The 24,720-nt window shown below is 44.9% G+C and carries 28 protein-coding genes and 1 pseudogene; 19 read left to right on the forward strand and 10 right to left on the reverse strand.

Annotation, left to right across the window (positions count from 1 at the left end; all coding sequences use genetic code 11):
- The first annotated feature begins 418 nt into the window (after window positions 1-418).
- Complete coding sequence (locus ACRD6K_RS16250; protein WP_430974126.1) at window positions 419-1,108, forward strand: hypothetical protein; 690 nt, start codon at window positions 419-421, stop codon at window positions 1,106-1,108.
- A gap of 228 nt (window positions 1,109-1,336) precedes the next feature.
- Here the strand turns inward: ACRD6K_RS16250 and ACRD6K_RS16255 are convergent, their stop codons facing one another.
- The 5 genes from ACRD6K_RS16255 to ACRD6K_RS16275 all read right to left on the reverse strand — a co-directional run bounded on the left by ACRD6K_RS16255 (window position 1,337) and on the right by ACRD6K_RS16275 (window position 5,502).
- A complete protein-coding gene (locus tag ACRD6K_RS16255; protein WP_430974127.1) occupies window positions 1,337-2,359 on the reverse strand; it encodes an MsnO8 family LLM class oxidoreductase in 1,023 nt (340 codons plus the stop codon).
- A gap of 10 nt (window positions 2,360-2,369) precedes the next feature.
- Complete coding sequence (locus tag ACRD6K_RS16260) at window positions 2,370-3,011, reverse strand: NAD(P)H-dependent oxidoreductase (RefSeq protein WP_299582916.1); 642 nt, start codon at window positions 3,009-3,011, stop codon at window positions 2,370-2,372.
- Between the two features lie 4 nt (window positions 3,012-3,015).
- Window positions 3,016-3,423, reverse strand: coding sequence for a DUF4345 domain-containing protein (locus tag ACRD6K_RS16265; RefSeq protein ID WP_430974129.1), 408 nt, complete (start codon window positions 3,421-3,423; stop codon window positions 3,016-3,018).
- Between the two features lie 13 nt (window positions 3,424-3,436).
- Complete coding sequence (locus tag ACRD6K_RS16270; RefSeq protein ID WP_430974130.1) at window positions 3,437-4,312, reverse strand: type 1 glutamine amidotransferase family protein; 876 nt, start codon at window positions 4,310-4,312, stop codon at window positions 3,437-3,439.
- A gap of 230 nt (window positions 4,313-4,542) precedes the next feature.
- The gene (locus tag ACRD6K_RS16275; RefSeq protein WP_430974131.1) at window positions 4,543-5,502 is read right to left on the reverse strand and encodes a helix-turn-helix domain-containing protein; all 960 of its coding nucleotides are present in this window, start codon (window positions 5,500-5,502) and stop codon (window positions 4,543-4,545) included.
- Window positions 5,503-5,713: 211 nt separating this feature from the next.
- Here ACRD6K_RS16275 and ACRD6K_RS16280 point away from each other — a divergent pair, with 211 nt between their 5' ends.
- From ACRD6K_RS16280 to ACRD6K_RS16295, 4 genes are all read left to right on the forward strand, one after another.
- Window positions 5,714-6,151 (forward strand): HYC_CC_PP family protein, encoded by a 438-nt coding sequence (locus ACRD6K_RS16280; protein ID WP_430974132.1) that lies wholly within the window; start codon window positions 5,714-5,716, stop codon window positions 6,149-6,151.
- A gap of 235 nt (window positions 6,152-6,386) precedes the next feature.
- Complete coding sequence (locus ACRD6K_RS16285; protein ID WP_430974133.1) at window positions 6,387-6,749, forward strand: heavy-metal-associated domain-containing protein; 363 nt, start codon at window positions 6,387-6,389, stop codon at window positions 6,747-6,749.
- Between the two features lie 11 nt (window positions 6,750-6,760).
- Complete coding sequence (locus ACRD6K_RS16290) at window positions 6,761-9,004, forward strand: TonB-dependent receptor (protein WP_430974134.1); 2,244 nt, start codon at window positions 6,761-6,763, stop codon at window positions 9,002-9,004.
- Between the two features lie 132 nt (window positions 9,005-9,136).
- On the forward strand, window positions 9,137-9,334 hold the full coding sequence (locus tag ACRD6K_RS16295; RefSeq protein ID WP_430974135.1) for a cysteine-rich CWC family protein: 198 nt from the start codon (window positions 9,137-9,139) through the stop codon (window positions 9,332-9,334).
- Between the two features lie 141 nt (window positions 9,335-9,475).
- Here ACRD6K_RS16295 and ACRD6K_RS16300 read toward each other — a convergent pair whose 3' ends face one another.
- Window positions 9,476-10,144 (reverse strand): hypothetical protein, encoded by a 669-nt coding sequence (locus tag ACRD6K_RS16300; protein ID WP_299582937.1) that lies wholly within the window; start codon window positions 10,142-10,144, stop codon window positions 9,476-9,478.
- A gap of 381 nt (window positions 10,145-10,525) precedes the next feature.
- Between ACRD6K_RS16300 and ACRD6K_RS16305 the strand changes: the two genes are divergently transcribed.
- From ACRD6K_RS16305 to ACRD6K_RS16355, 11 genes are all read left to right on the forward strand, one after another.
- Window positions 10,526-10,825: an ArsR/SmtB family transcription factor gene (locus tag ACRD6K_RS16305; protein ID WP_299582940.1), complete on the forward strand. Its 300-nt coding sequence runs from the start codon at window positions 10,526-10,528 to the stop codon at window positions 10,823-10,825.
- A gap of 58 nt (window positions 10,826-10,883) precedes the next feature.
- Entirely contained in the window at window positions 10,884-11,162 is a 279-nt protein-coding gene (locus ACRD6K_RS16310) for a thioredoxin family protein (RefSeq protein ID WP_299582943.1), read from the forward strand.
- Entirely contained in the window at window positions 11,159-11,593 is a 435-nt protein-coding gene (locus tag ACRD6K_RS16315; protein WP_430974136.1) for a nitrophenyl compound nitroreductase subunit ArsF family protein, read from the forward strand. Before ACRD6K_RS16310 ends, ACRD6K_RS16315 begins: the two co-directional genes overlap by 4 nt.
- Window positions 11,594-11,597: 4 nt before the next feature.
- A complete protein-coding gene (locus ACRD6K_RS16320) occupies window positions 11,598-12,299 on the forward strand; it encodes an aromatic aminobenezylarsenical efflux permease ArsG family transporter (protein WP_430974137.1) in 702 nt (233 codons plus the stop codon).
- Between the two features lie 54 nt (window positions 12,300-12,353).
- The gene (locus ACRD6K_RS16325) at window positions 12,354-13,397 is read left to right on the forward strand and encodes a permease (protein WP_430974138.1); all 1,044 of its coding nucleotides are present in this window, start codon (window positions 12,354-12,356) and stop codon (window positions 13,395-13,397) included.
- A gap of 30 nt (window positions 13,398-13,427) precedes the next feature.
- Window positions 13,428-14,198 carry a pyrroline-5-carboxylate reductase family protein gene (locus tag ACRD6K_RS16330; protein ID WP_430974139.1) on the forward strand — a complete coding sequence of 257 codons (771 nt, stop codon included), beginning with the start codon at window positions 13,428-13,430 and terminating at the stop codon, window positions 14,196-14,198.
- Between the two features lie 88 nt (window positions 14,199-14,286).
- Window positions 14,287-14,646: an ArsR/SmtB family transcription factor gene (locus tag ACRD6K_RS16335; protein ID WP_430974140.1), complete on the forward strand. Its 360-nt coding sequence runs from the start codon at window positions 14,287-14,289 to the stop codon at window positions 14,644-14,646.
- Window positions 14,647-14,772: 126 nt separating this feature from the next.
- The gene (locus ACRD6K_RS16340; protein WP_430974141.1) at window positions 14,773-15,195 is read left to right on the forward strand and encodes an arsenate reductase ArsC; all 423 of its coding nucleotides are present in this window, start codon (window positions 14,773-14,775) and stop codon (window positions 15,193-15,195) included.
- Between the two features lie 92 nt (window positions 15,196-15,287).
- On the forward strand, window positions 15,288-16,091 hold the full coding sequence (arsM, locus tag ACRD6K_RS16345; RefSeq protein WP_430974142.1) for an arsenite methyltransferase: 804 nt from the start codon (window positions 15,288-15,290) through the stop codon (window positions 16,089-16,091).
- 18 nt (window positions 16,092-16,109) lie between these two features.
- Window positions 16,110-17,141, forward strand: a complete 1,032-nt coding sequence (arsB, locus tag ACRD6K_RS16350; RefSeq protein ID WP_299582967.1) for an ACR3 family arsenite efflux transporter — start codon at window positions 16,110-16,112, stop codon at window positions 17,139-17,141.
- Window positions 17,142-17,183: 42 nt separating this feature from the next.
- Window positions 17,184-17,777 carry a class I SAM-dependent methyltransferase gene (locus ACRD6K_RS16355; protein ID WP_430974143.1) on the forward strand — a complete coding sequence of 198 codons (594 nt, stop codon included), beginning with the start codon at window positions 17,184-17,186 and terminating at the stop codon, window positions 17,775-17,777.
- Window positions 17,778-17,828: 51 nt separating this feature from the next.
- Here the strand turns inward: ACRD6K_RS16355 and ACRD6K_RS16360 are convergent.
- Window positions 17,829-18,448: pseudogene (locus tag ACRD6K_RS16360) on the reverse strand (lactate utilization protein).
- Between the two features lie 460 nt (window positions 18,449-18,908).
- Here ACRD6K_RS16360 and ACRD6K_RS16365 point away from each other — a divergent pair.
- Window positions 18,909-20,267 carry a hypothetical protein gene (locus ACRD6K_RS16365; RefSeq protein ID WP_430974144.1) on the forward strand — a complete coding sequence of 453 codons (1,359 nt, stop codon included), beginning with the start codon at window positions 18,909-18,911 and terminating at the stop codon, window positions 20,265-20,267.
- Between the two features lie 132 nt (window positions 20,268-20,399).
- Here the strand turns inward: ACRD6K_RS16365 and ACRD6K_RS16370 are convergent, their stop codons facing one another.
- Both ACRD6K_RS16370 and ACRD6K_RS16375 read right to left on the reverse strand, forming a co-directional pair.
- Window positions 20,400-20,987, reverse strand: a complete 588-nt coding sequence (locus ACRD6K_RS16370; protein WP_430974145.1) for a Crp/Fnr family transcriptional regulator — start codon at window positions 20,985-20,987, stop codon at window positions 20,400-20,402.
- A gap of 344 nt (window positions 20,988-21,331) precedes the next feature.
- Window positions 21,332-22,132, reverse strand: coding sequence for a lipid II flippase Amj family protein (locus tag ACRD6K_RS16375; RefSeq protein WP_430974146.1), 801 nt, complete (start codon window positions 22,130-22,132; stop codon window positions 21,332-21,334).
- A gap of 599 nt (window positions 22,133-22,731) precedes the next feature.
- Between ACRD6K_RS16375 and ACRD6K_RS16380 the strand changes: the two genes are divergently transcribed.
- Window positions 22,732-23,217, forward strand: coding sequence for a hypothetical protein (locus ACRD6K_RS16380; protein WP_430974147.1), 486 nt, complete (start codon window positions 22,732-22,734; stop codon window positions 23,215-23,217).
- 8 nt (window positions 23,218-23,225) lie between these two features.
- Window positions 23,226-23,987 carry a cyclase family protein gene (locus tag ACRD6K_RS16385; protein ID WP_430974148.1) on the forward strand — a complete coding sequence of 254 codons (762 nt, stop codon included), beginning with the start codon at window positions 23,226-23,228 and terminating at the stop codon, window positions 23,985-23,987.
- Between the two features lie 289 nt (window positions 23,988-24,276).
- Here the strand turns inward: ACRD6K_RS16385 and ACRD6K_RS16390 are convergent, their stop codons facing one another.
- The gene (locus tag ACRD6K_RS16390; RefSeq protein ID WP_299582976.1) at window positions 24,277-24,660 is read right to left on the reverse strand and encodes a hypothetical protein; all 384 of its coding nucleotides are present in this window, start codon (window positions 24,658-24,660) and stop codon (window positions 24,277-24,279) included.
- Between the last annotated feature and the right edge of the window lie 60 nt (window positions 24,661-24,720).

Genomic DNA, 24,720 nt, shown 5'->3' on the forward strand with positions numbered 1-24,720 from the left:
TCTACTCATAATTCTAAGATACAATTTTCATAACAATCATATCTTAACCTACTGTCCGTTCAAATGTAGCAACTCCACCTCTCTGGTAGACTCATTTACCTCTCTGGTAAGGTCATTTACCTGTCTGGTAGGGTCATTTACCAACTAAACTTGTCAGAAAAGGAGGTTTTTGACTAAAAAAAGAGCAAAAAAGCTGTTTTATAGGTTATTTTGGGGGTCTACCCCCTTCAAATGGGCTGCTACCCCATCAAAATTGCTTTCTACAAGCCCTAAATGGCGGTCTATCAACACGGCTACCTCGCCATAAAATATGTTCGATAACAGGCTCAGGGATTGAATTATGCCTTTTAATTTTAAGTGAAGAGCCGTAATTTGTATCATAATTATCAACCTGATTAAACAATTAAAACGTACAACGATGACCACCAAATTTAATTTTAGCTTTGGCACACTGACACAACGTGCCGACCGCATTGACAGCCTGCTGCTGCGCGATGCCGCCGAATTTGCCGCGCTGGGCTACGAGGATAGCTACCGTGCCGATCTGAAGGCCAATGTAGACGTCTTTCGCCAGTTGCCTTCGGACGACTACTGGCTGGGGCAGCAAATGCTGCAAACCGAGGCTAAGAAGAAAGCCCTGGAAAGCCTGACCGACCAGTTGATTAACCTGCGTTTCCGGGCCAAACTGGCTTTGGGCGAGCAATCGGTGGATTACCGGGCGCTGCGCTTTGGCAAAATCCAAACCATGAAGGAGCAAGACCTGATTATTTTTGCACACCATGTAAGTACCACCTGCCGCCAGATGCTGGATAAACTGGAACGCCCAAACATTACCGAAGAGATGCTTACCAACCTGGATACGACCACCCGGCAGCTGGACGATGCCATTGATGAGCAAAAGAAAATGATTTCGAACCGGGAAGCCAAGACATTTGAGCGCGAAGAGAAAGCCAATGCCATTTACACGCAGATAGCCGAGATTTGCGAGGTGGGCAAAAAGATTTGGGAAGAAAGAAACGAGGCCTATTACAACGACTACGTGATCTACGGCTCGAAGGAAGCCATTGAAGAAGATGAAGAAACCGAGGCCGAAGAATCGGCAGAATAACTAGGATTGAGATAACTCATGGTAAAAAGCTCCGGAAACGGGGCTTTTTTTGGCCCGAAAAGTCAGGAGCCCCTTCCCGCTCCGATGAACGGGCTGTCAACATGCGACAACAAAAATCCCCTTAAGATGAAAGCTGAGTCCATCTTAAGGGGAAGTTTTTGCGATGCTTTTGCCCAAAGCGCAAAAAGTACCGGGCTAGCGAATCCTTAGCAATCAGCAATTCCTGCGCTACTTAAGCTTAAAGGCATCTGCCAGCAATTGGTAGGAACGCAGCCGTGCTTCGTGGTTCGAGCTTAAGGTGTGTACCATTAGCTCGTTCGTTTCATACGCTTCACCGATCTGCATCAACCAATCGTGCACTTGATCCGGCGTTCCAATTAAAACACGCGGCGGCTGTTGTGGATTAGTCAGCATTTCCGGTTCGCGAAGTCCGCCAAGCAGGCGAATGGCCGTATCTTCATCCTCCAGCAAGCTCTGAATATCGCCCGTACTGCGCAAGCGATGCTCAAACAGCTGAAAAGGTGCCGACAAGCGGTTGGCTTCTTCTTCCGTTTCGGCTACAAACACATTGAGCGCCAACATTAATTCCGGCTTTTGCAAGCCCGAAGCCTTTTTTGCCGGAGTAAACTGCTGGTGGTAGATCTGTGAAATACCATACGACTGCATAGGATTGATGAAGCCCGAAAAGGCATAGCGCAAGCCCAGTTTCGCAGCCGCCATGGCACTCCACGAACTCGAGCCCAGCAGCCAAAAGTTCGGGCTACTCCCATTGTTATACGACTGAATTTGGGAAAACGGGCTATCCCCCTCAAAACTGTTGTTCATCCATTGCACTAATTCCTGAAGCTGCTCTGCCGAGTCATCGGCACTGGGCCGGTAAGCTGACCGATGTCGCTGCAAAGCCAAATCGCTCACCGGCCCGGTGGTTGCCCGGCCAATTCCCATGTCAATACGCCCGGGAAATAAATCCTCCAGGGTATTGAACACTTCGGCCACTTTAAAAGGACTGTAATGGTTCAACAGCACCGCTCCCGAGCCAACTTTGAGCTGGCTGGTTTGTGACGCAACAAGCGGAATCAGCACTTCCGGGCTTCTTCCGGCTGCTGTCCCTGTCGCATGATGTTCGGCCATCCAAAAACGGGTGTAACCCCATTCATCCACCTTCTTTGCCGTATCCAGGGTGTTCATTAAGGCCTGATGCCGATCACCCGATGGTGGAACAACGGATAAATCCAATGCGGAGAGTTTCATGCTTAGCTCCTTAATCAATAACAGTTACCAATTCCGTTAGCGGTTTTCTGACTTTCACCAGGTTAACCAACCAATCCTTTTCTACATCGCGATAGCCAAGCGGCAGCATAAGCGTGCTTCGCAAGCCTTTTTCGCGCAGCCCAAGCAATTCATCCAAGGCCGCCGGATCAAAACCTTCCATCGGCGTGTGGTCCACCTGCTCGTAGCTGGCCTGGGTAATAGCCGCCATAAAGGCAATGTACGTTTGACGAGCCGTATGTGTGAAATGCTGCTCCTCGGTTTGCTGGCCATACATGTTTAGCAAGAACTGGCGGTAATTTTCCCAACCTTCGTTGCGTGTACCACGAACTTCATTCGTCAGGTCAAACATACGATTGATGCGTTCGGGTGTGTAGCTGTCCCAGGCGGCAAAAACCAGCAGGTGTGAGCCCGAAGTAACTTGAGGCTGATCAAAGGCTATCGCCCGAATCTTTTGCTTCATCTCCTCATTGGTGATCACCAATATCTCAAAGGGTTGCAATCCGCTGGAAGTTGGAGCCAATCGGGCGGCTTCCAAAATGCGTTCGATTTTGTCTTCTGCTACTTTCTCCCCGTTCATCGCTTTAGTAGCATAACGCGTACTTAATTGGTCTAAAAAATCTGTATTCTTCATCGTTTTATTTATTGCTATTGTTGTTAATATGATATCGTATTAAAAGGGCAGTTATTATTCCTGTCATCAGCTCCATGCTCACATACACATAGAAGATTAACCCCAGCTGAGTTCCGTCAAGGAGTAAGCTAATTACACGGCCGGCAACCAAGCCAAACATGGCAAACATTAAAACATGCAAGGCAGCCATGGTATACCGCTTATTGATTGCTCCGTAGAGTAAAAATCCAATCACACCCAGCAGCAAGCCCATCACCGATCGAAAGGTATGGGCAGCCTGCACGTTAGCTACTTCTACACCATAAAACTGCGGTACCCATGCTTGGGGATTACCTCCAAATGATAAGGCAATAAGCAGCAATACAGCTGACGAAAAAAACAGTAAAATTTTGTTGATTGATTCCAGTTTCATCTCTTAAAATGAATTACTTTGAATTAATTTCCTGAAGCAATACTTCAGCTGTTAATTGCCCCAATTTATTCGCAGCCATCGGGCTATCGCCAGTCAGCAACTTGCGATCCTGACAGACCTTTCCGCTGGCCGTGCGATTGACTATCTTCATTCCTCGTTCCTTTAACTTTTCGCCAAACAACCAGGGCATTTTTCCCGGCAAATAACCTAAAGCTGGCAACAGTTTATCCATCGAATCCGGGAAAGCAGCCAATTGGTATCCCTTTAAGGCAAAGTTTCCCTGAGGCTCCTGCATGCCGGCTGCCAACAAAGCTGCCGAACCATGACAAATGGAGATCAGGTATTTATCTTCCGCCAAGGCCCACTCAATGACCCGTTTGACATCGGTATTTTGCGGCAATCCCAAAACAGCTCCATGTCCTCCGGGAATAAATACGCCCAGGTAAGGCGAATCTTCGAACAAGCCAGACTCCACAACATCGCGCAGGTCAAGCGGACGAGCCAATTGGGCCTTGTTTTGCCGATAGATACGCATCACATGCTCATCCTCTTCGGGCATGGCCCAGTGTTCCAGCTGCAACAGCTTCCCCGTTGGCGTCGCCAAGTCGAAACCAAAGCCAGCCTGCTCCCAGTGCAACAAAGGAACAAATAATTCAACCGGATGATTTCCGGTTTCAAACTGCTTGCCATTCTGCATGGGCAGAAGCCCCTCTTCTGTTCCGATTACCAGTATCTTCCGATTCTGATCCTCATTCCGGTTTTTATACCTCACCGGTTGATAATCCGTCGTACGCTTAACCGACAGCCTCCTGGCTAAGCTGGATGGCGTATACCGGTTGTCTCCACTACGTGTTGGAGCCGTTCCTAATAGGTTTTGAATTGTTTTCATTGCTTAACGAATTAACTGAACTTTCATCGACCCGACAAAAGTACCTCATTGGTAATGCATCTTGTTACTCCTGAAAGACCACTTGCTACTCCTAAAAGCTCAAATGGAGCCAATACTTCATGGGATAGACTAACGTATTCCTCGTCGTTCAAAGGGATCAAATCATCGAATACCCCTTGTTTAAAAAGAAGATTAACAACGATGTCCCGCTAAAGTTGATCAAGTTTGTGCTAAGGCTCAACCTGGCTTGGGAGGATGCCAAAATGATTTTTAAACGCTTTGGAAAACTGACTTAAGTTAGCATAGCCCAAGATGAACCCGGTCTCGGAAACCGTGTAGGTTCCCTTAGTCAAAATTTCCATCGCTTTGCCCATTTTGTTTTGCAGGTAGTATTGATACGGAGACGTGCCAAACACCTCTTTAAAAAGTCGTTTGAACTTTGTCAGGCTCATGCCGGCCTGCTCCGAAAGTTGCTCCAGCGACACTTCCGTAATCGGGTTGGCATCGATCGACTCACGCACTTTCATCAATTGCTCCAAATCTTTGTGATGAATGTTTGCCTTCGGCGGTGTATTTAAACGTCTCCGCTTCAGCTTCACAAACAGGTAATCCAAAATCTGCAAGATGACAGAAATTGAAGTTAAGCGATCAGAATGCCGCAAGTCAATTGATTTAATCAGGTCTGAAAAACGGTAATCCAGATTTTCAGAGATGTAAATGGGGCTGTTACATTCAAAAAAATTGCACATCCCTGTTTCATCTACCAGAACATTTTCGTCCAACCATTTATGGGTGAACAGCAAATTGAAAATCCGAACCGGCTCATGCGCTTTGACCAGAATTTGCGATTCTGTTGTTGCCGAAGTCAGCAACACATTCATGTTATCAAAGCCCAAAGTAAAGTTGTGCTCTTTCGATTTATGCTGAATTTGTGAGTTCGACAGGTAAAAATCAACCAGAAACAATTCGTTTTTCTGATGAGGAATTCGGTTCAACTGCAGGTCTTCATTCAACTTAAAATCCATTTGTTGCGCCCACAAGCCCTCCTGAACCTTAAAATAAATTGACCGGCCATCGCCCATCTTCGGATCCAAGGTTATCTGATTCCCCTCGATAACCGAAGGAAGTTTCTGGGCCAAAAGCTCATACCACTCTTTGGGATCTGATAACTGATAATATATATTTCTCATTAATCGCTTCTTTCAAACTAATCGCACACGCCCTTTCCGGCTTCACCCAAAACTATACGAGTAAAATCAAACCACAGGGTATGTCCAAAAGGGCATTTGTATTTTTTATCTGACTATAACAACACGTAAGCCGTTCGGGTTCTCCAATTCTATACCTGCGGAGCATTCCCTCTTTCCGGGAAGCTTGAATAAAGAGGTGTTATTTATATATTTGGCGAACATAAAAAGCAAGTTTCTGTTATTAGAGGCTAAAAGCGATTGCATGAAAAAACTGGTATCCATCGTATTCTCCATCTTCTATTTGACGCTAACCATAGGGCTGGCGGTCAATGTGCATTATTGCCAGGGAGCGTTGGAATCAGTCGATTTATATGCCGCCAACGATTCATGCTGCTGTGGCGATACCGGCCCCGATCAATCGTGCTGCCAGGACGAGGCCCAATTTTTAAAGCTCGACAATGAGCTCCGGCTTGTTTCCAGCCCGCGATTAGACATGCAGCCGCTGGTATTGAGCCTGTTGCCTGCGGAAGAGACCGATCAGGCATTGACGACCGCACCAGCCCCAACCCACAGTCGGGCACTCACGCCCACTCCCCCTTTGGAGCAACCAGCCTGGCTGCTCTTTTGCTCACTCATTTACTACGGGTAATTCGAAATTGAACCCTTCAACGTGCTGTCATCCGGAAGGATTGACAGCGGATTCAAATTAATCGTATTACAAACAACCAAGGCATCGAACATCCAATTATTGGGTATTTCTTCAGGTAGAATTTTCTGTTACCAGGCAGCCGAGCCGGCGCTTTTAAACGGGTAACACCCCTGCTGAAAAGCCCCCATACATCGGATAAATTGATGGTCTATACCTTGGTTCAAAGTCAAAATAAATGAAACTGATCATAAAAACATCCTTATTCGTTGTTGCCGTTTTGTGCACACTCAGCTTATCCGCCAACGAAACCGCCAAAAAGAAGGTAACCACTCTGGAATTTACGGTGTCCGGCGTATGCCAGATGTGCGAAAAGCGCATTGAAAAAGCCGCTTTAATCAAAGGGGTAAAGCTAGCCCAGTGGGACAAGAAAAAGCAAAAAATTAAAGTCATTTATCGTCCGGATAAAACCGATGAGTTAAGCATTCACAAAGCCATTGCCAAAGCGGGACACGACACCCAAAAGGTAAAGGCAACTGACGAAGCTTACCAAAAGCTGCATGATTGCTGTAAATATCGTGAAGGACAAGCAATTCACTAACAACAGAGGACATGAAGCAGAGAAAATGGTTGCTTTTTCTGCTACTTTTCGCTCCTTACTGGGGATGGGCACAAGCGGCTCCCAACCAGGTAAGCGGGCAGGTAGTGGAAAACAGCGAAGACGGAAAAAAAGAACCGCTTGTTGGTGTGAATGTATACTGGGCCGGAACCACGATGGGCACCAGTTCGAATGCGGAAGGACATTTTCAACTCGAACGCACCACGCAAACCAACCAATTGGTGTTTAGCTATGTGGGTTACCAAAACGATACCCTGACCATTGTGCCGGGAGAAGAGCCGGTGGTTGTTTTGAGCGCCTCGGTGGAGCTGGCTGGTGTGGATGTGGTGAAACGCCAAAAGACCACCACGGTTTCCATGCTCAGCTCCATTAAGGTAGAGCAGGTTGGCGAAAAAGAGTTGCTGAAAGCGGCTTGCTGCAACCTCAGCGAGAGCTTTGAAACCAGCCCAAGCATTGATGTTTCGTTTACCGATGCGGTAACCGGCACCCGTCAAATTCAAATGTTGGGTCTGGCAGGCCCTTACGTGCAAATGACCCGCGAGAACATCCCCGATATGCGGGGTTTGTCGTCCTTGTATGGCTTGCAGTTTATTCCGGGAACCTGGATTGAAAGCATTCAGCTGAACAAGGGAACCGGATCGGTGGTGAATGGTTATGAAAGCATTGCCGGACAAATTAACGTAGAGTTGCGCAAGCCGGAAGAGGCCGAGCGCCTGTACCTAAACTTGTTTGCCAACACCGAAAGCCGGCTGGAAGCCAACCTGAACCTGGCGCACCGGTTTAAAAACGAGAAATGGTCAACGGCCTTGCTGTTGCATGGTAAAGACAACTCCAGCAAGCTGGATCATAACCACGATGGGTTTATGGATATGCCCATTGGCGACACCTACACCCTTTTGAACCGGTGGAAATATTTCGGGGATGACGGATTGCGCTTTCAGGCCGGGGTAAAAGGAACCACGATGAACAACCAGGGCGGTCAGATGGAATTTCGTCCGGAAGATGCCCTGACCACCAACGCCTGGGGCATGGACATGAAAATACGTCGTCTGGAAGGCTGGGCCAAACTGGGAAAGGTTTTTGAAGCCTATCCCTGGCGGTCAGCGGGCCTGCAGCTGGCCGGAAGCACGCACAAGCAAGACAGCTACCTTGGCTTAAACCGCTACGATGCCAGACAGCAATCAGGCTATGCGAATTTCGTGTATCAAAGCATTCTGGGAAACACCAGGCATGAGTTTAAAACCGGCCTATCCTTTCAGTACGATCACTTTGATGAGCAGCTGAATGATACCACCTTCAATCGAGAAGAAACGGTACCCGGAGCTTATTTTGAATACAGTTACCTTCCTTCGGAACAACTTACGGTGGTGGCCGGACTGCGCGCCGATTACCACAACCTGTTCGGCGTTTTTGTCACCCCTCGCCTGCACATTCGCTATGCTCCGTTTGAGCAAACGGTTATTCGTTTGGCTGCAGGGCGCGGGCAACGCACCGCAAGCATCCTGGCTGAAAATACCGGGGTTTTAGCCAGCTCACGTCAGTTGATTTTCCAAGGGCAAAACAACGGAAACCCTTACGGTTTTGGACCAGAGGTAGCCTGGAACCTGGGGCTTAATCTCACCCAAAAATTTATGCTGGATTACCGCGAAGGCGCCGTCAGCATTGACTTTTACCGGACTGACTTTAGCAAGCAGGTGATTCTTGACCTGGAGCAAAGCCCCCAAGAAGCCTTGTTTTACGAGCTGAATGGAGAGTCCTACTCCAACAGTTTTCAGGCGCAACTGGACTATGAAGTGCTCAGGCGCCTCGATATGCGACTGGCTTACCGCTGGTTCGATGTCCAAACCACCTATGGCGATCAGTTGCTTCAGAAGCCTTTGCAAGCCACACACCGGGCTTTTCTGAATTTTGGCTATGAAACCCAAAACCACTGGAAGCTGGATTACACGCTGAATTGGCAAGGGGAAAAGCGGATTCCCTACACCGGTTCAAATCCTGAAAACTACCGATTGGCGGGCCATTCGCCTGATTTCTTCCTGATGAATGCTCAGATAAGCAAAACCTGGAATGAGCGATTCGAGCTTTATGTGGGTATGGAAAATCTGGCGGGCTACAAACAGCCCAACCCGATTCTGGCCAGCGATCAACCCTTCAGTCCGTACTTTGACAGCTCACTGGTCTGGGGGCCCATCTTTGGCCGGAAAACCTATTTCGGACTACGATTCAAACTTCATTAAATAACAACAAAGGCCGGAATTCCGAAAGGAGCCGGCCTTTTTGTTTCTTCAACTTTCGGAATTGAAAACTTATTTCCATTCTATTCGTTTTTAATGCATTTTTGCGGCCGAATAGTCATTGAAACGCTCAACATGAACAACAAGTACGAAAAACACGCATGTGCCAACTGTGGGCAGCTGATTGAATGCACCCGAAGCCTCTCGTGCCAGTGTCAGCAAATAACGATTCCGGAGACAGCGCAGGACTTTATTGCAGCCAGCTTTGACGGTTGCTTGTGCCTGGCTTGCATCAACAAGATTATTCACCAGCTGGAAAAGGCATCTTCCTAATCGAATGATAAAGCTTCACTTAGATCAGACGCAAAGCCTGAAGCGCTGGGTCAAACCTGCTAAAAACACAAAAGCACCTCGTTGTGAGGTGCTTTCGCATGATATAGTATTGTAAGAATGCTTACACATTCGTGACTATTCTTAGTCTTCTTTCACTTTGTACGGATTCAGGAAAATCAGGAAAAATACAAAAGCGAACGACAATTCATGCAACTCACTTTCCTTCTTCAGCGCAATTAAAAGAACCATTACCGTTGATACAGCCATCAAAACAAGGTGCTGTGTTTTAGGTAGCGGTACACGAAACTGGTTGACCAGTCTTCTGACAAAGGCCACTTTTTTGACCAACAGGTGCGAGAAAACAAAGTAAACGATCAGCACCACAAACATCAAGCGTGAGAAAATCAGGATGTTAATATTTTGTCCGCCAACAATCAGGTTGTGCAAGTTGGTTTCTGCCTGTTTGTTGTGCTCTAAAAAGAACTCACTGCTTTCAATGCCGAAAATACGCTGTCCCCAGCTAATCTCTTCACCCGCTGCAAAGAAAAATAAGAAAGCCATTGCTCCCCAGGTTAACAGCCAAAGTGGTTTTTTCAGCGTGCGGTACTGATAAACGCGGTAAATGCCAATGAAGCTGCAGAAAAGCAAAAATATTGCCGTAGGATACTCTACCGGGCCATCTTCCCGAACAAAGTCCCAGAAAGCTTCATGACTAACAAAGTGCCCCAGGTAATACCCATAAGCAATAAAAATAAGCAGCAGACTGCCCACCGCAATCTCAACACTTGTAATAAGTTTTCTTGTTTCCATTTTAATTATCTGCTAAAAATTAGAGTTCTTTTTGGTTTCCAGGCTTTAATCGCGTTCAAAATTCCCAGCGTCCAATTCTCTTGAACAGAATTTTAATCCGAGAAAAGCCATCGACAAAAATATTACAATTATTCAGAGTAAAAAAGAAAGAGCTATTCTTTAGGGTCCGGTTAAAGTCATAGCCTGTTGCCAGCTATCGCTCCTGCGCCTGGCAAACCCATAATCACTTGTTTCCTCGTTCCCTTTGTGGGACAAAACATCAAACGCTAGCTACCTGACAAATAACAAAAAAGTTGATGCGACAATGATTTTTTTGGTCTAACGGTTTTCCGTTTCAAGCAAACACATTACCTTTGTTCGTCAATCTACGAACATGAAATCATGAAAGAGAACCAGGTATTTACCGATGAGCAAGTGCAGCTTGCCCGCTTTGCCAAAGCCATGGGGCATCCGGTAAGACTTTATGTACTGGAATTGCTGAACAGCCAAGCCTGTTGTTACAGTGGCGATTTATCCGAAGTGTTGCCCATTGCCAAATCAACCCTTTCGCAACATTTGAAAGAGCTGAAAGAGGCCGGCCTCATTCAAGGCGAAACCGAAGCACCCAAGGTGAAGTATTGCATCAACCGGGAAAACTGGCTCAAAGCGCAGGACTTGTTTCAAAAATTAATGAATCGATAAAAAATTTAGTCTGATCGTTCGTATTTCCACGAAACCCAGACATTAACAATTAGAACAAATGGATTTTCAAAGTTTAAAACCAGTTCAACTGGAAATTAAAGTGCTGGGAACAGGTTGCGCTAAGTGCAGAGCCCTGGAAAAAGCAACCCGCGAAGCCGTTGCTGAAAGCGGCATCAACGCTACGGTAACCAAAGTAGAAGATATTGTAGAGATCATGAATCTGGGTGTCATGAGAACCCCTGCTTTAATGATTAATGGTATCGTCAAAATCAAAGGAAAGGTGCCCGGTGTTTCTGAACTAAAAACCTTATTGGAACAACAAATACAAACAAAATGAAACAACTAGCCCTTATTCTACTTATCTCCCTGGGAGGCGGACTGCTGGTCGCCAATGCGCAATGTTGCAAACCTCAACTGGCTGAAAAAGCCAATCAGCAAACGGCAGTGACACCACAAGTTGACAAAAGCGAAGTGAAAGCCTATTACTTTCATGCTACCCGGCGATGCGCCACCTGCGAAGCGGTTGAAAAAGTTACCCGGGAAGCATTGAAAGCCTATTATGGCGACCAGGTGAAACTTCAATCCATCGATCGCGAGAAAGACAACAAAAACCCCTTACTCAAAAAATACAAGGTAAGCGGACAAACCTTGCTGATCGTGAAAGGCGACCAGGTGGAAAACCTGACCAACACGGCTTTTTTGAATGCGCGCACCAAGCCGGAGAAACTGAAAGCCAAGCTCAAGGAGACCATCGACTCAATGAATTAAGCTCATGGAATTATTGCAAAATCTGCTGGAAAACGCACAATTCCCCTTGCTGTCGGCCTTTCTGTTGGGACTGATGACAGCCATCAGCCCCTGCCCTTTGGCGACAAACATTACAGCTATTGGGTATATCAGTAAGGATTTGGAGAACCGGAAAACCGTTTTTTACAACGGGCTCATCTACACCCTTGGACGAGCCATCTCCTACTCCGCCCTTGGACTGCTTTTATTCATTGGTGCCGAACAGTTTCAGCTGGAAGGCTTCTTTCAGAGCTGGGGCGAAAAGCTTCTGGGTCCCCTGCTCGTTCTTATTGGCTTAGTGATGCTTGGTGTGTTCAACTTCATCCGTATTCCGGGGCTTGGAGCTCTTTCTGACCGTATGGAAAACAAAGTGCACAACGGTTTTTGGAGCGTTTTGCTGCTCGGAATGGTCTTTGCCCTGGCTTTTTGTCCTTACAGTGGTGTGCTTTATTTCGGCATGCTTATTCCCATGACCATCAGCAGTGCCTCCGGGCTGTATCTGCCATTAATATTTGCTCTGGGGACAGGGATTCCGGTCATTATCTTTGCCTGGCTCATTGCCTTTTCCATAGGCTCGCTCGGAAGTGTTTACAACAGAATGAAGATCGTTGAGACCTGGTTTCGCCGCCTGGTAGCCGTCTTATTCATTGGCGTGGGTAGCTACTATACCTGGGCACTGTTTCTATAAAAAAATTTGAATCTATTGTTCGTAGATCGGCGAACTACTTATACGTTAATTTCAATGCAAACAAATAAAAAAATAAAGCTGATTGCTGCTATCGTACTCATCCTGCCGCTGCTGGGAGGGCTGTATTACTTTCTTCAACCCCTTGTCAATTACCTGACTTACGATTTATTCGGCTTGCAGGCTAAAACGCACCTTGGGGCAGCCATCAACTTTTTCATTTACGACACCATCAAAATACTGATCCTCTTATTTCTGATCAGCTCCCTCATGGGCTTAGTCAATGCCTATTTCCCCATCGAACGCCTGCGCGATTATCTGACGACCAAAAAGCTATATGGGCTTCAATACCTGCTGGCCTCTGTTTTTGGAGCCATCACGCCCTTTTGCTCCTGCTCTTCCATCCCGCTGTTCATTGGATTTGTAAAGGGAGGCATTCCGCTGGGTGTTACCCTGGCTTTTTTAATTACTTCACCGTTGGTCAACGAAGTTGCTGTAGCAATGTTTTTGGGCCTGTTCGGCATTAAAGCCACCCTGATTTATGCCATCAGTGGGATTCTGTTGGGAACGGTTGGCGGTTTTATCCTGGGCAAACTCAAGCTGGATGCTTACCTCAGCGACTGGGTGAGGGAAATTCAAGCCACTTCGAAGCAGGAAGCAGCCCAGTGGGAAGAAGACCAAACACCTTTCATCGACAGGCTGCCAAGCATTATCCACGAAGGCTGGGACATTGTGCGCAAGGTGCTGGTGTATGTTCTGATTGGTATTGCCATTGGAGCCGGCATGCATGGTTATGTGCCGGAGAATTTCTTCACCGAATTCCTGTCGGCCGACAAGTGGTATGCGGTGCCCTTAGCCGTTATATTTGCGGTGCCCATGTATGCCAATGCGGCTGGCATTGTTCCGGTCATTCAGGTGTTTGTGGCCAAAGGTGTTCCGCTGGGAACCGGCATTGCCTTTATGATGGCTGTGGTTGGCCTGTCGCTGCCCGAAGCCACCTTGCTCAAAAAAGTCATGAAGTGGAAGCTTATTGGCATCTTCTTTGGAACAATTACCGTATTCATTATTGCACTTGGCTATCTGTTTAACTGGATTTTGTAAGTTATTTAAAAACCATAAAATCAATTCATCATGAAAACAAAGTCATTGGGTTTTATCGGTGGTGGCCGGATCACCAACATTATCCTGAGAGCCTTTACCAATTTCGACGAAGTTTTTGACGAGGTGGTCGTTTATGACACCCAACCGGAAGCGGTCGAGAAATTGAGAGAACAATTTCACTTTGTTCATGACGGCGATTTACTGCAGGCGGCAAGTCAGCCCATTGTTTTTATCGCCCTTCATCCACCAGCAATTATGGAAACCCTGGAGCAAATCAAAGAAGTTGTTGGCAAGAACACGGTAGTCATTTCGCTGGCTCCCAAAATCACCCTTGCCCAACTGGCTTCAAAGCTGAATACCCGACTGCTGGCGCGGATGATTCCCAATGCCACCTCCTACAACAACGATGGGTTTAACCCCATCGCCTTTGAGGAACCCCTTGAAAAAGCAGACCGCAAAAAGATCAAGCGATTTCTGAATATCCTCGGGAAAATCTTTATAACCGAAGAAAGCAAGCTCGAAAGTTATGCCGTGGTTTCGGCCATGCTGCCCACCTACTTCTGGTTTCAATGGCAAACCATGCAGGACATCGCCGAACAAACCGGCCTGTCGAAAGAGGAAGCCAACCGGGCTATTCGCGCTTCGTTGAAAAAGGCGCTCCGCTTGTATTTCGATGCCGGATTGACGCCCGAAGAAGTGATGGATCTGATTCCGGTGAAACCGCTTGGCGAGCACGAAGCCGCAATCAAATCGATGTATCAAACCAAACTCGTGGGGTTGTTTGAAAAGATCAAATCCTGAAGCCGAAAAGTTTAATCGAAACTTAATGACGTAAAAATACGACCAACCTCATTACGTCGTATATTTGCGTCATTAAAATCATGCAGCAATGACAAAAGTTACTTTGTTTGATCAGGAACTTCAGGAAACCGCAGCCATCTATAAGGCGCTGGGACACCCTGCCCGCTTGGCCATTTTAAACTATCTGGCCGAAACGAGGCAATGCATCTCCGGCGATATTTCGGATGAACTGCCCCTAAGCCGCACAACCGTTCATCAGCATTTAAAGGAGCTGAAAAAGCTGGGGCTCATTCAAGGTGAAATTCAAGGCGTAAAAACCAGTTACTGCCTGAATACCAAAAAAATTCAACATGTACGAGAAAAGCTCAATGGCTTTCTTGACGAACTTGGCAGTTGCTCGGCTCCCAATTGCCAACCAAAGGAACCGACACCAATGGAAGGGCCATAAACAAAAAACATACAACAAGTAAACGAACATCAATAAAGATAAATAGTAGAATACCCGGACAAAAGCGTAGCCGATAAACCCCAATGCAAGGTCTGACGCATAAATCCAGGGTCCAATTTTAAAGGTATGAAAGTATTAATTCTGTGCACAGGCAATAGCTGCCGGAGCCAAATGGCTCATGGCTTTTTACAATCGTTTAACCCCGAACTGACAGTATGTTCTGCCGGAACTGAAGCTTCCGGAAAACTGAACCAGCAGGCCGTAGCCGCCATGAAAGAGATCGGACTGGACATCAGTCACCACACGTCCGATTCGGTTGAAAAATACCTGAATGATGAGTGGGACTATGTCATTACCGTTTGCGGTGGCGCCAACGAAAGCTGCCCGGCCTTTACGGGCAAAGTCAAACACCGACTACACATTGGCTTCGACGACCCTTCACACGCGGTGGGCACCGACGAATTTATTTGGAGCGAATTTATCCGGGTGCGGGATGAGATCAAAGAACGTTTTTGGAAATTTTATGAGGAAAATTTGAAAATGAAATAATTTGAAGATTATGGGAAATGAAAATTGCAGCAAAAGAAGCTGATTAAGTCATTTTCAAAACATTTCAATCGACAAATTATCAAATTGAGATTATGAAAGCCGAAGATTTAAAACGCGTGGTGAAGGAAAAATACGGCAGCATTGCCAACCAAAGCCTTCTGACCACTCAAACGGGTTGCTGCAGCGGAACAAGCTGCTGTGGCGAACTCGAATTCAGCATGATTGGGGATGAATACCAAAACGTTTCCGGCTACAACCAGGAGGCAGACCTGGGCCTGGGCTGTGGTCTTCCAACGGAATTTGCCGGTATCGAAAAAGGCAACCGGGTGCTCGACCTGGGTTCCGGAGCAGGAAACGACTGCTTTGTTGCCCGCAGCCTGGTGGGCGAAGAAGGTACGGTTACCGGAATCGACTTCACGGAAGCCATGATCCAAAAGGCCCGTCAGAACCTGGCCAAAACCGGATTTAAAAACATTGACTTCATCCTGGGCGATATCGAAAACATGCCACTGGAAGCCAATACCTTCGATGTGGTCATCAGCAACTGTGTGCTTAACCTGGTGCCGGACAAGTTTAAAGCCTTCTCCGAAATTTACCGGGTTTTAAAGCCTGGAGGCCATTTCTGCATTTCAGATGTGGTGATCACCGGCACGCTGCCCGACAAGTTAAAGGAAGCCGCTGAGCTTTATGCCGGCTGCGTTGCTGGCGCTTTGCCATTCGACGATTACCTGACCATCATCCGCCAGCAAGGTTTTAGCCAGCCGGAGGTGAAAAAACAAAAGAAAATTGAAATTCCGGAAGACGTCCTGTTGAAATACCTCAGCAAGGAGGAGTTGGAAGACTACCAATCGGGCAACCATGGAATATTCAGCATTACCCTTAACGCTTCAAAATAAAGCACAAGAACAACATTCATGACGCAAACGAAAAAACAAATCGGCTTCTTCGAAAAATACCTCACCATCTGGGTGGCCTTATGCATCGGAGCCGGCATTCTTATTGGAAATTTTGCAGGCGAAAGTGTGGCTGTTTTAAGCCGGTGGGAAGTGTTTAAAGTGAATATTCCGGTGGCTATCCTGGTTTGGCTGATGATTTACCCCATGATGCTGCAGGTGGACTTTTCGAGCATCAAAAATGTGGGGAGACGCCCCAAGGGCCTGCTGCTGACATTGGTGATCAACTGGCTGATTAAGCCTTTTACGATGGCCTTTTTTGCCTGGATTTTCTTTTCCAAAATCTATGCAGCCTTTATCAGTCCCGAGCTGGCCGGCGAGTACATTGCCGGAGCCATTTTGCTGGGTGCTGCACCGTGCACCGCCATGGTTTTTGTGTGGAGCTACCTCACCGATGGCGATCCCAACTACACCCTGGTACAGGTATCGGTCAACGACCTGATTATTTTGGTGGCCTTTGTCCCGATTGTGGGCTTTTTGCTGGGCATTACCAATGTGCAGGTTCCCTACGACACGCTGGTAGCCAGTGTCCTCATCTTTGTGGTTATTCCGCTGCTTGCCGGTTATCTTACGCACAAGGTTCTCATCCGCCGGAAAGGAGAAGCCTGGTTTAAATCGGTGCTTCTGCCTCAGTTCAAACCGGTTTCCATTGTGGCCTTACTGCTCACCTTGATTTTGCTTTTTGCTTTTCAGGGAGAAACCATTACGGCTAACCCGCTAATCATTTTGCTGGTCGCCATTCCGCTGATCATTCAAACGTACTTTATCTTTTTTGTGGCCTGGCTTGGCGGACGCAAGTTAAAGCTGCCTCACGCCATCTGTTCGCCGGCTGCCATGATTGGTGCCAGCAACTTTTTCGAGCTGGCCGTGGCAGTAGCCATTGCGCTGTTTGGCCTGCAGTCGCCAGCGGCTTTGGTTACCGTGGTCGGTGTTTTGGTCGAAGTTCCGGTAATGCTTTCCCTGGTGGCTCTGGCCAACAAATGGCGTTACTAAACTTTTGCGCTCCTACCCTGTTTGAATAGCCAAAACAAGCGTATGAGTAATTTTTGGAACGAACGTTTTGCAACCAAGGAATATGTTTACGGCACTGCGCCCAATCAATTTTTCAGCGAGGAACTGGAAAAGCTTTCACCCGGGAAATTGGTACTCCCGGGTGAGGGCGAAGGCCGAAACGCTGTTTTTGCCGCCCGTATGGGCTGGCAGGTAACCGCCTTTGATTCGAGCAGTGAAGGCCAAAAGAAGGCGGAACAGCTGGCGGCCCGCCAACAGGTTGAACTGGATTACCGGATTGATTCGTATGACAGCATTGAGCTGCAGACCGAATCCTTCGATTGCCTGGCCCTGATTTATACCCACATGCCTCCGGCTAACCGGCAGGCCTACCACCACAAGCTAAGCTCGTATCTCAAAAAAGGTGGCACCCTGATTCTGGAAGGCTTCTCCAAGGCCCAAATTCAGAACAACACCGGCGGCCCTAAAAATGTGGATATGCTCTTCTCGAAAGAAGAACTGCAAGCCGATTTTGCCGGGTTTTCAAGCCTGAAAATCAGCGAAGCCGAAGTGGAGCTGGACGAAGGCGAATTTCACCAGGGAACAGCTCATATCATTCGCCTGGTAGCCGTAAAATAAGGCTTGCTTTTAAGCCCCGTTCCATCCGTCAATCCCCCTGAGAAGCGCATTCTAAAATCCGTATTGACCATTAACGAGAAGTACTTTTATTCGTTGCTGGTCAAATTGCCCCTGGATGATGGTGTAGTAGTTACAGATTTCATCCACCGATTTGCAATCCATACATTCCCCAGTTTTAGTACACGGTGTCTTTTTATTCAGTCGTTGGGCGTCAATCGGAGCCGCAATGTTTTTTATTCGCGCGATGGCCTCTTCGTCATTCTCAACATTTTTATTGGTTCCAACGACAAGAAACACTTTTTTAGCGCCAAAAATAATTGGAGCCACCCGGCTTCCGTTTCCATCCAAATTGAAGATTTTACCTTCCAGCATAATGGCATTAATCCCACTCAGAAAGAGGTCTGTCGAAAAATTATCCCGGTAGAGTTGATCCTTTTCTTCTCTTGTCAGGTCTTTTCGGTATTTATCGAGAAGCGAATGTTGCTTGTTCTCAAAAGATCGAATATCCCCATTTGTTCGAGCGTCAGAGAATCACCCGTGCCAACTATCATGTCAGGTTTTAAGTTCTCCACAAAGAAATCAACCAATTCTTGTTTCGTAAGGAAATAGCTGGCTTCAATTCGATTCTTTTTTAATGACTTAATCAGCTGTTCGATCCGTTCTTTATTCATTTTATACCTGTTGCCACATCCGGTTATCTCACGCCAGAGTGCAGTTTTCCGCTACAATTCTCCAACAAAACCGCAAAAGTAATCTTCCGGATTGAAAACAGTCATTGATCCCTCCGAATTTTCGTGAGCATCACGAACCATGTTGTTCAGGCACTCCTCCCCTGGTGCATTGTCCTATGAAACAGCTTTCAGTTTATCCATCGTCACCACTAACGCTCAAACGAGAGATGGCTGCAGGAACGAGACAAGCGTGATAGTCTAAGGGATTTCCCTGAATATTCTGATCACAGATCGATGCAGGCGAATAGCAGCAAATAAACTATTTGTATAATCCACTTATTTTGGCAAATGCCAAAATCATATCCAATTACTGTCTTTATTTTTATCGAAAAAAGAGATACTACTTTCTTTCAGTCTTCTTATGTTATTATTTGATAATCTTAATTACTAAAAATCAACTATGAAAAAACTAACATTCTATTTTTCCTTGCTTATTGCGTTAGCCTTGCCAATCAGTTGCTCACAAAATGACGAATTCGATGACGCCAATGGAGGGCAACTCCACTCATTTCAGACTGAGATTGCAAAAAGTTTTGTTCTTGGAATTGCCAAGGGTGCTGGCGGTAAAGTTGGCGACGAAGCAACAGGTTGGGTTCTTAAGAATATTTTTGGAGAATCCAGCGAACCAAGTATCTCAAACGAGGAACTAGCTGACGAAATTCAAGAAATAGGAACAAAACTTGACAACTTATCAAAGCAAATCGAGAATTTCAAAAAGGATGTTGAGCATTCGCTACAAGTTATTTATGTGCAGGGGATTAAAAACCAATACACAACGCAGGTAAGTGGGTTGGAAGAGATTTTCGCCAATGTTCAAACAATTCGTAATGATTTTATCAATCTTTCCACTCAGGTGTCAACATCTTCAAATGACTGGGGAGTTCTTGCAAAACAAATAGATACTGAACTTGATATACATACGCTGGAGACCCAGTTAGCCACAATACAAAATTCAATGACAATAGGTAGTCTTGATGGCGCAATTAAACTGTGGGGTGAACTTACTCTTGAAAACATGAAAAAATCAAATGCCGATGATTGTTTCCTTTCTGTAATGAACCATTTCCAGCACTATTATCTTGTTCAGGCCGACCTTCTTTTCTTTATCATCGAAAAAGCCCACAAAGTGTATGAAAACCCTGATACAAAAGCGCTACCTGCCTTAGCTCAATACCGAAAAGAAATGCTGAAACAAGCCGCAATATTTCTGAATCAGGCTGAAAGTATTATAACACACTTTGCAAACTATATGGAGAATGATTTTAATTTCAGAGAAGATTGGCACTTGGCACAATATGGCAAACTCAAAAAATTAGTTACTTATCAATCCGATTACCTCGCTTTTGCAGATGAACTTGTGGGTCAGGCAATGGGATGGGAAAATAGCATAACGATCAGGTTTGTTGACCAATACTCCTCATATGGCCCTTCCATAATCGAAGAGACTTCAGTTACTCTTGTAAACAAAGACACAGGTGAAGAGTATTCATCTGGAGAAAAGGATGTAAGTGTAAGCTTAGCTCATTATCTGGATCAGTCACAATCATCTTACCAATGGGAAATAAAACGTTTCATATTCAATAACCTTCCAAACGGAACGTACCAAATTAAAGACACATACGACAATTTAAAATCTTTCTATGAAAACAGGTATATATTGTTTCTGAATGATGCCTATTTGTCTTCTCCCTTGACGGTATCAGATGGCTCTCATATAAATATCTTTTGTCAAACTTATGCTGAGCTTGAAAATGAATAGTATTCCCTAAAATAGACTGTAAACTGCCCTGTAGTGTTCTACAGGGCAGTTCTTTTGGGTATGTTAGCTTATCATCCTGTTTTTTGGTTTGCAATCAGCCCAATAGGGCAACAGAAGTTAACGGAAAAGCCGTCACAATTGAAAGGTTATTTTTTTTATTTTACTTAAGGTAAATTGGGACATGCCTAAATAACTAGCTATCATATACTGTGGAACTTCGGAAGCAAGATCTCCACATTCTTTTACAAAATCATTATAAATTTCTTTAGCATCTTTTGTTTGAAAATCATTTATTCTTTTAGAACTATCCAAATAGTGCTTTTCTGCAATTTTCCGAACCATTGTTTCAAAAACAGGATATTTGTGCAAACAATTATTGAAGTGGTTTCTTTCAAGATATAGAATTTCACAATCAGTTATCGCTTCAACAGAGTGTTCACTTGGTATTTTTAACGCAAAAGAAGTTTGTAATGAAACTACATTGTTGTGCGGTAAATAATAAAAGTAACAAGTCACTATTTCCCCCTTTTCATTTTCCTGACAAGCTCTTAAAATTCCTTTTCTTAAAAAACCAACCTTATTGGCTATTTCTCCTGATCTAAAAAAAATATCCTTAGGTTTCAATTTTACACATTTACAGCGATGCATAAAGAATTCCCATTCCTCATCTTTAAACGACACATATTCTCCTAATGCTTGCCTTAACCAACTATTCATCATATCGGGGTTTGATGTTAAAAAAGCTCCCCTAAACTAATAAAAGTTAATGTTTTTTGTCAGTAAACTAACCGGTAGTTTATGAGAATATTATTCGAACTAATACCATTCTACTCTTCCCCTTGTTACACATATGGCTACTATCCCCGTCGTATTTGAGTAAACCCTGTTTCCTGACCGCTGGTGCAGGTCTGTGTCCCGTGTCTTGCTTTGAAAAAGCAAAAGTTTGCAGGTAAGACACCGATTACAAATCGGCGCCAGCACCGGGTGAGTATCACGAACCATGCTGGCCGGCACTCCCCTGGAGTATTATCCTATGAAACAGCTTCGGGATTATTCGTATTTCATTATATCAATTCTGCTGTCCATGCAACGAATTGGGCTGCTGGTAAAAATATTAGTTGAGCTAAGATTGTTCCCAATAATCTGGCTAGAACCATGTAAACAATATACTTCCTGAATAAACTCTCTTTTGTTTTGCCTAAAACCACATCATCAGTCATTACCGATAAATAGGGGTCAATGAAGATGAACATTAGAATGGTTGCTCCTCCATTAATGATTGCAGATAGATTACTCGCAGTTGTTCGATATTCCGGGTTCAGGTACCCTGCGTATAAGGAAGACAATACCCCAACGGTGATGATAGCAACCGCAACAATATTCATAATGAAAACTTTCCAGGGGAACTGCCTTGATAAATCAATTTCTGCAATATTTTTTGAGCTTGGAATTACAACACTTTCTTTAATTGAGCTAATTCCACCTTTGGAGAAACTATGTAAAAGTAAAGATGGTACAGATTTATATATGCTGAATTTGTCAACTGCAATGGAAAGAATTCGTTGAAAAGTAGGGATCAAAAAACCACCAATTATGGTAGCCACTGAACACACAAGAATTATTAGCCGAAATTCAAACAGATTATCGCCTGCGCCTGAGTTAATATTGTTTTCAATTGTTTTTGCCAGTAGTGGTGCCTGAAAACCATAAGCAGTCCTTGAAACTAGAACCAAAATATTGAATAATGCAAAGGAAACTGCAATGCGCCCGGTCCTGATCCCAACGATTCTTACAGAATATGATAAAGTGGTTATCAAGTTAATCAGGAAGACCAGAATTAGTACGATTATTATTTGTGTTGTCATATCTGCTTCTTTGTTTTCATTCTCGCTGCCAACCTATGGCTATTACGTCAATGCACTTGTTTTGTCGCCATCTCCTCGCAGATTGAGAGCAAATGCTACATATTGACGGTTAAAGGATATCATCATGTTAGTTTTTAAAAGTAAAATTATTTTTTGAAACCGACATATCCTGTTGCGTTGTATGTATTCATGCGCGGCTAATTGCCCTTTCTCCTCCAGGCCAGGAGGAGTACTTTCGCTCAAGGCGAAAGGGAGGTGGTAGTTTTGAAAGCTTGCCAGTGGCCAATGGGGAGCTTTCTAATTCAGAAAGTTAGCACATCTTGAAGCTGGGTGGTTATTCTGAAAGGCGCAGGGGGTAAGGCAATGAGCAGCGGAAGGAGAAACGAACGGCTCCGCCTCGTCTTAATGCTAGCGATGCCTAGGAGTAGCCTGGGGAAAATCTAAAAATCAGATTGATAATATGTTATCCATAAACCAATGATAACTAACTATATTTTCTATATTTAGAGGGATATATTCCATAAACCCAAAGACATGGAAGATCTATAATCAATTGATGAGCATATAAACTAGTTATAGGAAATTTAAAAACAAGAAAAATGGGTTGGGACATTGTATTATTTAACTCAAAAGAGACGATTGCATCTATTGAGGAATTGGACGAAGACAAACTCGAACCAATTGATTTCTCCCAAATTCTTGAGAGTTCATTCAGTGAGATTATCAAGGATAATAATCATAGAGAAATAAAAGGAAAAGACTTCTCTATTGAATTTTTCATTGGCAATGAACGAGTGAGTAATACAATGATTAGTCTTTACGGTGAGAATGGACTTTTTGAATTGATTGAATTAGCAAAAAAACATGGTTGGCAGATCTTCGATACAGGATTAGGAGAAATGATTGATTTAGATAATCCGAGTAAAAATGGTTATGAAAATCATAGGCAATATATTAAGCAGATAATAAAAACGGTATACAACACGTGGTATAAGGCATGGCTGGGTTTGTGCGGATTCGGTCGGCCACTCAGACTTTCGTCTGACCGCCCCGACATTATATACCAACCGCTAACAATAAAATAAACCTAAACATGAAAATAATTGATTTGTCAAAGCCCATTCAGTACAACGAGTCTGATCCGTGGTTTATGAAAGTAAAAATAAAGCACAAGCCACATCAAAAAGCCAAATGGTTGCTCCGGATTTTGGGACTTCCTTTACGCCTGTTTCCCAAAGGATTTACCGGTTGGGCTGACGATACCATTCAAAAAATAGGGGTTCATTCCACTACCCATATCGATGCTCCCTGGCATTACTCCCCCACTGTGAACGGCAAGAAAGCCAAAACCATTGACGAGATTCCTCTGGAATGGTGCTTTGGCGATGGTCTTGTGATTGACATGAAGCACAAAGCCGACTTTGACCCGATTACGGTGGAAGACATTCAAGCTTTTCTGGAGACCAATGACCTGCAGTTAAAAGCGGGAATGATTGTGCTTATTAAAACCGGAAGAGACAAGTTGAACGGAACCAAAGATTTCCATAAAACAGGAACAGGCATGAGTGCCGCGGCCACCGAGTGGCTCATCGACCAAGGTATAAAAGTGATGGGCATTGATGCATGGGGATGGGATTTGCCCTTGCCTTACATGATCCAAAAGGCCAAAGAAACCAACAATCCAAACTTGTTTTGGGAAGCGCATTTGGTGGGTGCCAACAAAGAGTATTGCCACATGGAGCAATTGGTTAACCTGGATCAGCTTCCTTACCAGGGCTTTAAACTGGCTGTTTTTCCCTTGAAGATAGTTGGTGCTTCTGCCGCCCCGGCAAGGGTTGTGGCAATCATTGAATAAGAATCCTAATTTGGGCCTGCTCAAACAACATGGTGAACCGAGTTACAAACTCAAAAGCCCCCCCTATAACTCCGAAAAGCAGGGCTTTACTCGGTGATGAATGAATTACCGGCAGCTATTTTTTTAATGGAGAAGACATTCAGAATTCTTGTTCAATGCCATAGCCTGGAGTATTGTCGTTTAAAACGACTGCCAGCTTATCCCTCGCCACCGTTAACGCTCAGACGAGGGATAGGTGGGGTTACGTCAACACCGCGTTCAGCCACTATGCTGCGCACTGGCCGAACACTTAATTATTCTGTGGCGTATTTTTAATTTTTCGAATTATTCTGCTGTCAATTACAAACAATGGAGTAAGAATCGAGATATAGGCCAGTAAATCCCAAAAGTCAAAGGTTGAATCATATATCTTAAAATACTGCAAGGTTTCAATTCCAAAACATACGATAAAAAAAATTATCAAAGTTCTATTTGGTGTGAAAAAACGTGTCCATATGTTATCTACTGTTGTTGTATATAAACCCCTAAATAAAACATATGCCCAAGCAGGGCCTACCATATCCAGTACATATCCTTTCCAAAAAGCACCAAGGTCAAACCAAATTGTTGATAGACCAGTTCCCAACAAAAGAATTAGGGCTATTGCCCAATATGGCGCGTATTTATCATGCATTATGCTTAGATTATTTTGTCTCACATTTTTTTGGGAAATTGCTTGAATTATTATGATTTG

This window comes from Sunxiuqinia rutila, assembly GCF_050589705.1.
In the GTDB taxonomy this organism is placed as follows: domain Bacteria; phylum Bacteroidota; class Bacteroidia; order Bacteroidales; family Prolixibacteraceae; genus Sunxiuqinia; species Sunxiuqinia rutila.